The sequence below is a fragment of the Bacteroidales bacterium genome (assembly GCA_031275285.1).
Lineage (GTDB): Bacteria > Bacteroidota > Bacteroidia > Bacteroidales > UBA4181 > JAIRLS01.
The window spans coordinates 1-9,093 of sequence record JAISOY010000206.1; the positions used below are offsets into that span (position 1 = coordinate 1).

Annotated in this window: 8 protein-coding genes; 5 read left to right on the forward strand and 3 right to left on the reverse strand. The window is 38.4% G+C overall.

Going from position 1 to position 9,093, the window contains the following annotated elements; all coding sequences use genetic code 11:
- The first annotated feature begins 492 nt into the window (after positions 1-492).
- The 5 genes from LBQ60_20335 to LBQ60_20355 all read left to right on the forward strand — a co-directional run bounded on the left by LBQ60_20335 (position 493) and on the right by LBQ60_20355 (position 6,585).
- A complete protein-coding gene (locus tag LBQ60_20335) occupies positions 493-1,272 on the forward strand; it encodes a gluconate 5-dehydrogenase (GenBank protein ID MDR2040274.1) in 780 nt (259 codons plus the stop codon).
- 134 nt (positions 1,273-1,406) lie between these two features.
- Positions 1,407-2,549, forward strand: coding sequence for a DUF4861 domain-containing protein (locus LBQ60_20340; protein ID MDR2040275.1), 1,143 nt, complete (start codon positions 1,407-1,409; stop codon positions 2,547-2,549).
- Positions 2,550-2,742: 193 nt separating this feature from the next.
- On the forward strand, positions 2,743-3,996 hold the full coding sequence (locus LBQ60_20345) for a beta-galactosidase (GenBank protein ID MDR2040276.1): 1,254 nt from the start codon (positions 2,743-2,745) through the stop codon (positions 3,994-3,996).
- 483 nt (positions 3,997-4,479) lie between these two features.
- Positions 4,480-4,680 carry a LytTR family transcriptional regulator gene (locus tag LBQ60_20350; GenBank protein ID MDR2040277.1) on the forward strand — a complete coding sequence of 67 codons (201 nt, stop codon included), beginning with the start codon at positions 4,480-4,482 and terminating at the stop codon, positions 4,678-4,680.
- A gap of 195 nt (positions 4,681-4,875) precedes the next feature.
- Positions 4,876-6,585: a 4Fe-4S cluster-binding domain-containing protein gene (locus LBQ60_20355; protein MDR2040278.1), complete on the forward strand. Its 1,710-nt coding sequence runs from the start codon at positions 4,876-4,878 to the stop codon at positions 6,583-6,585.
- An 84-nt stretch (positions 6,586-6,669) separates the two neighbouring features.
- On the opposite strand, the gene LBQ60_20360 is transcribed toward LBQ60_20355, so the two are convergent.
- The 3 genes from LBQ60_20360 to LBQ60_20370 all read right to left on the reverse strand — a co-directional run.
- Complete coding sequence (locus LBQ60_20360) at positions 6,670-7,569, reverse strand: glycosyltransferase (protein MDR2040279.1); 900 nt, start codon at positions 7,567-7,569, stop codon at positions 6,670-6,672.
- Between the two features lie 5 nt (positions 7,570-7,574).
- A complete protein-coding gene (locus tag LBQ60_20365; protein MDR2040280.1) occupies positions 7,575-8,438 on the reverse strand; it encodes a beta-1,6-N-acetylglucosaminyltransferase in 864 nt (287 codons plus the stop codon).
- Position 8,439: 1 nt separating this feature from the next.
- The coding region (locus tag LBQ60_20370) for an HlyD family secretion protein (protein MDR2040281.1) at positions 8,440-9,093 on the reverse strand (654 nt) is incomplete at its 5' end.

Genomic DNA, 9,093 nt, shown 5'->3' on the forward strand with positions numbered 1-9,093 from the left:
TAAGTTTAAACTTAGCTCGCTTATTAGTTTACCTTGGTCAGTCTGTTAATTCCTTCTTTTTTACAACAAAAGTAAGGGATTAACATCGCTTTTATTTTTATAACGCAAACTAAGGGCTCGCTTAGTTCGGTCGTGAGATCGCCTTTGGCTATGTTGTCTCCTCTAAAACGCTCGTTTTTAGGGTTTAATTCAGGATTTGTGGTTGCTCGTAATAAGAAAGGTGAATGATGAACTATCTAACTTTGAATCCCTTTACTCATAACAGAAAGTAAACTGTAATGTTCACCGATATTTCATCCGGATAATTTTATTAGGCTATACCCGGAATGACAAATTTTGTTACTTTTGTCATTTGGTAACTTTGAATTGTTTGTCTTCGCTTCATTACGCCTTTTAACCCGAACAGGAACCGGTGGAATAGATCAGAGACGGTTAGACCGTTCAAATCAGCCATATAAATGATTTGTATTTTTAAACTATAAAACTATAAACATGGCAAATTTTTCATTATCAGGCAAAATCGCTCTTGTTACAGGGGCTTCATACGGTATTGGTTTTGCTATTGCATCTGCCCTATCCGAGGCAGGAGCAACGATTGTTTTCAATGATATCAAACAGGATCTGGTGGATAGCGGTATGGCAGCCTATAAAGAGAAAGGGATTCAGGCACACGGTTATGTGTGTGATGTTACCAATGAGGATGCCGTGAACGAGCTGGTCAAAAAAATAGAAAAAGAAGTCGGCGTGATCGATATTTTGGTCAATAATGCCGGGATCATCAAACGGATACCCATGACTGAAATGTCAGCGGCTGATTTCCGTCAGGTCATTGATGTGGATCTGAACGCTCCTTTTATTGTGGCTAAGTCGGTTATTCCCGGTATGATCAAAAAAGGACGTGGAAAAATTATCAATATCTGCTCCATGATGAGCGAACTGGGACGTGAAACGGTATCAGCCTATGCTGCGGCGAAAGGCGGTCTAAAGATGCTGACGCGTAACATTGCATCCGAGTATGGTGAATACAACATCCAATGTAATGGTTTGGGCCCCGGTTATATTGCAACTCCGCAAACAGCTCCGCTACGTACCGAAGGACACCCTTTCAATGCTTTTATCATGTCGAAAACTCCGGCTGCCCGTTGGGGAACACCTGAAGACCTGGCAGGTCCTGCCGTATTCCTTGCATCAGAAGCATCTGATTTCGTGAATGGACACATTTTATATGTGGATGGTGGTATCCTGGCCTATTTGGGTAAAGCTCCCAAATAACTATTTAGTAAAAGATAAGTCTTGTAAATCAATAATTTACACCATAGTGAATGAAAAATAATTCTCAACCGAGTTTGCAAGCTCAACGAAGTTAATTCTCAACTTTCAATTCTCAATTCTCAATTTTTTTACGTATGAAAAACTGGATAATAATAGTAATAAGCATGATGGTGATATGCTCATGCAAGGTGAACCAGATTGCTATTGAGGTAAGTAATCCGTCTGATATCAAGCATGACCGGACAACTGTTGAAATTCCATGGAACGATATTTCAGCCAAACTTCCTTCTGTGAAACCAACGGAAATAATGGTAGTATCTGTAAAAAGCGGGGAAGAAATACCCAGCCAGGCGGTTTACCATGGTCAGGAAAAACCACAGATGTTGATCTTCCAGGTGTCGCTGGCAGCTAAAGAATCTGCTGATTTCCTGATCAAAGAAGGTAAGCCGAAGCCTTATGCGGCAAAAACCTATGGTCGTTATGTTCCTGAAAGGAAGGATGATTTTGCCTGGGAAAACGATCGCGTGGTTTTTCGTATGTATGGTCCCGCACTGGCTAAGGAAAATCCCAGTAATGGTGTGGATATGTGGCTGAAAAGGACCGATAAAATGATTGTTGATCAATTCTACAATGATGATCTCAAAAATAAAAAATCATACCATGTGGATCACGGTGAAGGATTGGATTGTTATAAGGTAGGCCATGAGCTGGGAGCTGGTGGAGTTTCTCCGTATGTGAACGGGAAATTATGGGTAGGCAACCACTATGCAACCCAGCAGGTATTGGATAATGGTCCATTGCGCACTACTTTTAAATTAACTTATAACAACTTACCTGTAGAGGACAAAACATTCTCGGAAGAACTTATTATTTCCATCGATGCTGGATCCCAACTGAATAAAGCAGAGGTAACTTTTACAGGTGATTTCAGCGAGATACAGGTAGCCGGTGGAATATCCCTGCACAAGGAAATCGGCAATATGCAATCCAGCGTAGAAAAGGGCTATATTGCCTATGGCGAGACCGCAACGTCCGATGCCGGCGTTCCAGCCGGAAGGAATTATGTCGGCGTCCTTATTCCTAAAGGTATGACCGAAAGTATTCAGGAATCAGGTCATTTACTGGCATTGGCCCCGTATAAAAAAGGTGATAGCTTCACTTATTACTTCGGGGGGGGATGGAGTAAATGGGGATTTGAATCCGACGATGCCTGGTTCAACTATATGGAACAATTTTCAATCAGGTTAAAGAACCCTTTAAAAGTAACCATTAAATAAATAAGCACTCAGTGTTGTTTATTGCCTTCTTAAGTCGCATAGATCAAGTTAATTACGTTCATTGATATTACATAATTTATCGATAATATAAAGATAAAGGCGGATTGATACAACAATTCGCCTTTTGTTTTAAACATACAAAACGATGAAGACACATATTTCAAGGATTATTTTCGGATTGTTCCTGCTGGGAATGGCTGTTTCATGTAACAGCACACCTTCTAAAATGGTAACCATCAAAGAAAAAAAGGATGGTAGCTTTGAACTTTTGATCCATGGAAAACCGGTATACATCAAAGGAGTGGGCGGTACGTTTAAGCTGGATATTGCCGCTCAATCCGGAGCCAATGCATTCCGGACCTGGGGAGGATCGGTAGCATCCATCGGCAGGGATCTCGAAAAGGCCCGTGAACATAATATGTATATCATGCAGGGAATTGGTATGACCAAAGATTCCGCATCATACCACAATGAGGAATACAAAAATAAGATGAGGGAATCCGTTAAAGAACTGGCTACCCATTTTAAGGATGATCCCAATATATTTATCTGGTGTATCGGGAATGAAATCGATCTGGGAAACGCCAACAATGAGGTTTCCTGGTCATTTGTGGAGGAACTGGCCGGAATCATCAAATCCATTGATCAAAACCATCTGGTAGGTACGGTTATCGCCCATAATGCAAAGGCTCTGGAATTCATTGCCAGTGTCTGTCCCTCGCTGGATATGATCGGGATCAACAGCTACGGTTCGATCGGGCAGGTAGCTTCCATGGTAGAAAAATCTTCCTATAAGGGTGCTTATATGATCACGGAATGGGGGCCAACCGGATTCTGGGAACGTCAGAAAACATCCTGGGGTGCACCGTTGGAGCAGACCAGTGAAGAGAAAAGGCTGGTATATGAAGAACGGTATACCCAACATATCCGGGGAGCCAAACGTTGCCTGGGTTCATTTGTATTTCTCTGGGGACAAAAAGAGGAACGGACGCCCACCTGGTTCAGTATGTTCGTGGAACATAATGTGGAAGGATTACCCCTCAATGGAGAAAAAACACCGATGGTGGAAGCCATGCAACGTGTCTGGAATAACCGGGAACCCGAACAGACGGCTCCGGTGATCAAAGATTTTACAATCAACGGGAAAAAAGCCATAGACAATATTTATATAGCACCTAACGCCTCCTTCACAGGAAAAGTGAATGCTACGGACAAGGAAGGTGACCGGCTCACTTATGTCTGGGAGGTATTAAAAGAAGCAACTGTGCTTGGATTCGGAGGATCTTATGAACCTCGTCCTGATAGGATCGGGGTGGTGGTTACAACAGAGGTCGATCAGGTGGAGCTCAGGATAAAAGAAGAAGGTAATTACCGGTTATATGTATATGTGCTGGATGGTACCGGATTTGTCGCAACCGTAAATGCACCCTTCCAGGTGAAAAGATAAAATAATTTTTTAGGCATTCTCTTAATGGGGTTTGTTAGTAAAACCACGGATTTCTATAAGTGTCATTCGTGGTTTTGCTGATTATTATGGATGTCTTATGTTTTTTTTATTTAAAATAAAACATGAAAATAGTCGCAGGTTGTAAATTTTTGTGTATGTTTGTGGTAGTTCGAAATTTTTATTGCAGGCATTTCTTTTGTTGTTGCTGAGATCATTTGCATCATTAACTATACTGGCAATCAGAATGCAACAAAGTTGGGCAGATTAACAGGAGAAATAGGCCATCACTATTTTTTGATATAAAATTACTATATGGGGATATCGGAAGTTACAGCTTACAAGCTGAAATTATTAATCAATTATAATAGAAGATGGAAGGACTTTTGGTTCAAAGATCTGGTATGGTTGAGAGCAGAATGGAATTACACACAATTATGTGTGCATCATGTAGACTATGTATAATATATCGGTTCCATCGGGAAAATAGAAAAAATGTTACCTGAAGTGTTTTTCAGATCTCACCGGTCCTGTATTGTCAATATAGCTTATATCGATAGTCTCGAAAAGAACCAGATAACCACCGTAACCGGCCATCAATTCCCTATTGTTAGAAATAAATTTGGTGAATTGAAGAAACTGCTTCTGGAAATGCCGAGGATCACCATTCCCAATTGTGGAATGTGAAAATTGTAAGGAATGGGAAACTTGTGAAGATACCCGTCCGTTTTTTACCATTCGTTATATTCAGGTGAAAAATGAAATAATAATTATAAAGCTAACCGTATTATTGTATTTGTTTTCAAAAAAAGATTTAACACGAGTATGGAAAAGTCAATATGTTTAGTGTCAAATTCTTTAGAACGGATAATCCATGAAATAATGATTTATAGTTTTACATCCGGTATCGGATTATTGGACGGAAAAATGGGTATCAGCATTCTATTGTATCACTATGCCCGGTATGTAGATGATAAGAAAATTGAAGCATATGTCAAACATCTTTTCAATGAAGTAGAAGCAGGATTAACTGTAACCACACCATTGGGTTTTGCTTCGGGTATTAGCGGGATTGCATGGGGCATTCACCATTTAATTGAACAGGGGTTTATCCAAGTTGATGATATCGATGAAGCATTATCAGATTTAGACGATGCTTTATGGAATGATACAGACAAGTGGAAAGTTGATGATCATTCTGTTTTTGATATTGGCTGGTACATGCAAGCAAGAATGAAAACAACCGGAATGCAAAAAGAATGGCAAAAAAAAACACTTGATTGGCTTGACCGGATATATCATTTGTTTGATGTTGATCATGCTGATTCAGAAGTATTTTTCCCTGTCCTTTATTGTTGCTATTGCTTTCATTCGGTTGAAGAACTGAAGCCATCGGTAGAAGCGTTATATGATCGGATTTCATTGATTTTCAAACATCCGTTTCTTGATGAACAAAATGATCCGGCATTAACGAATTTTACTTCATTTTTGAATGCCGAATGGCAAAACAAATGCTCACTCCAGGAGATCAATGCCTATTTTTTACATCGCTTTTTTATGGGAGAAGGTGGAGATATTCCTTTATCGTATCAAAATGAAATTTACGAAATTGTTTCTGAAAAAAAACGGATAGATGAGATGCTTAATCCTCAAAATATCGGTTTGGGAAAATATGTAGGTGGACTTGCCCTGGCTTTGTTACAATTGCTTGACGAAACCAATAATTCACAAAATAATAAAACATTTGCTCACTCTTTCTCCTGGGTTAACTCAAAAAAACATTCTGTTTCTCAACAGAAACCGGAGACCGTTAGATATTCCGGTTTTGGGTTTGAGGTACACCTTACCGAACATTGTAACCTGAATTGTAAAGGTTGTTCGCATTTTTCGCCTTTAGCAAAAAAAGAATTCATGAATATTGAAGTATTCACAAAGGATATGGTCAGGATGTCCCAATTATTAGGCAACAATGACGTCCGAAGAATACGATTGTTGGGAGGCGAACCACTGTTGCATCCTCAGGTTAATGATTTTATGAAGGTTGCATCGGAACATTTTCCGGACATACGGCGTGAACTTGTAACTAATGGATTGCTGTTATCGAACATGTCCGATTCATTCTGGGAAACATGCCGGACAACCGGAACAATAATCATCATAAGCCGTTATCCGATTTCAATAGATTTTGCGGGGTTGGAAAGAAAATCTTATGCAAAAGGGGTGAAGATTATCATTGATTCGAATGAACCTGCAAAAGAATTCCGGAAAGATATATATGATATTGCAGGTTTACAGAATGAGCAATTGTCACATTCGCGTTGTACATTAGCTGGCCATTGTTGTCAATTGAACAATGGCCGATTTTATCCTTGCACCATTTCGGCTTATTTCCATCATTTTAACCGTTATTTCAATTTGGGAATTTCATTATCGGATGATAACTATATAGATATATACAAAGCCCGGTCGAAAGAAGAGTTTTATCAGTTGATAGCAGCCCCAGTGCCTAATTGCAAATATTGTAATTTGGAAGCACAGGAATTTGGACTAAAATGGGAATATTCGAAAAAAAACATGAATGAATGGACTTAATTCGATATACAATAAAATCCTCAATTTATCATAAGATAGAACTATTATTTATTATTTTAATCATAATCTTTTTATTCCTCTAATTTAGTTTTTTGACAAATAAAAGGCCATGATTTCATTTTTCAGAAAGTGAGTGAATAATTTATGATTGAACAGTGAATATTTTCTATTTTGTTCCACTAACTTGTCTGTCCATTTTTCAGCATTAACAATTTCATAATCCTTAAGAGGTTTCTGTGTCATCAATTTCAGATGCAATTCAGATTCCTGAGGAGTCGGGTTAAAGCCGAACTTTTGCAATTGACCAAGTCTGATCCTGTCTGCATATATTTGTTGTTCCTTATATTTACTTATACTGATCTGTTCGGAATGTATCCTGTAATATAGAAGAAATGATGGGATATTGTTTACGATGCCTACTTTTGAAAGCTGAACCATCAAATCAAAATCAGCAGCATATATATATTGTTCATCGTATTTTATGTTATATTCAACAAGTGTTTCTCGGCGCAAAATCATACTGGGATGATAACTGATATTTGTCTGAAGCAGACGGATCTTACAGTTATCTTCGCCAAAAGTGCGAATACCCTGAGTTGTTGAACCATTTGCATGAAGGACAAATGCAAATGAACCCAAAGCAACGTAATCAGGATTGAATTCCATAAAGTTAAATTGGGTAAGCAATCTGTTTGGCATGGCTATATCATCGGCGTCCATTACGCATATGTATTTACCTTGAGCCAGTTGCATAGCTCTATTTCTTGACGGATAGTTTCCGATATTAGAATTATTAGTGATCAGCCGTATTCTCGGATCGTTGTATGATTGAATTACTTGTAAACTGTTATCTGTTGAACCATCATCAATAATGATAAATTCAAAATCGGCAAATTCCTGATTTAAGATACTTTCAATGGCTTCACCAACATATTTTTCAGTATTATATACCGGCATGATTACGGATACAGAGACAGGTAACATTTGTGTTATTGTTTTAATTGAATATGTTTTTCAAGTTTGTCTATGATATGGTTATCCTCGTTTTCATCAAATTTACGAGCAAAAAGTTTTTCGGAAAAAACTAATTGTTTGAAATCCTTACTCCTCCATATTTTTGGATATTCCGGTCCCTCGACCCAATTAATATTTCTGAGATTATTATTTACAATTGTATCGTTCCAATGGGTATTTTTTAACATGGTTTGAAACAGCATTTCATCGGGAATCAAAGTATATTTGTAAAAATCATACAGTCGAAATCCGGGGTGGCAAGTTTCGTAAATCCATCGTACACAGTCACCTGTAAGCGACCACCATTGGGAGCCGTTGTAAGGTTGAACATCTGTAAAAAATGTACGGATCATCTTCCGTTGTTTTTGTATTTCTACTAACTGTGCTGCCTTTTCATATCCTTCATCTTCAACAAACCATTTGTATTGAATTCGGTTTAAACCAAGTTCATATAATTGTGTAGAAGGAATAGTTTCGGCTTCTAAAAAATTTTTCCCTTTGTTTTCAAGAAAAAAACGATCTATTTCTGACTTTGTTTTTAGCGGAAAATCTTGTCCACTGATGAGGTGGACGTAGTCCGGATAAACGCCGTTAGCATACATGGTACGCATCAATTCCAGCGTAGCTTCGATCATGCCAAATCCACCCCACGTTATTTGTTTTTGCTGATCACAAAAAATAACATTGGACATTCCTTCAAATATGTCTTTGAATATGCCTATATATGACTTGCAATCTACATGGATAAATATAAATACGTTATCGCCTGAAATGATATTTACCAAACGATGAAGTTGGTGCGGGTTTTTATGTGCCAGAATCAAATATGCATTTACCATATTATTTTCGTTTAATTGCTGAACGGACCGGTTGAAGGAATCGTTCGAATAAGGACATGTCTTCAATAATGATATCAGCATCGCCATTCATCTCCTGATTGAAAGGAATGACTTCGCCATAATTGGACCTTAACCCATCTGGCATCGTTATTTCTGCAATGTACATATCATTGACCGGAACCAGCGAAATGGAGGAGACAACGCCTTTGACGATGCCAAATTCCATGTAAGGGTAATTGTCTAATTTGATAATGACCTCTTGTCCTATTCTGATCTTTCCAGAACCAGACGCAGGAATTTCCATCTTACCAATGATTTTTTCCTCTTTAAGTGGCAATATGCTCATCACCAGATCGCCTGCTGTTACAAACTGGTTAGATGCCCAGACTTTAGTAAAAGACACAATCCCCTCATTGGGACTGCGAAAAGTGTGACTTTTTTTCCAATAGTCCAATTGATTGGACAATGCGTCCAAGCTACGGGAAATATTATCAGTCAATTGCCAATACGACCGATGATACTCTGATTGCAGGTCAAGAATTGAAATTTGCAACTGATTCAACTGCATTTGTACATTTTCCAGATTAATTTTTGCACCTATTAATGAACCTTTTTTTTGAATCAAGTGGCTTTTTGATTGATCTATTTCTGCCTG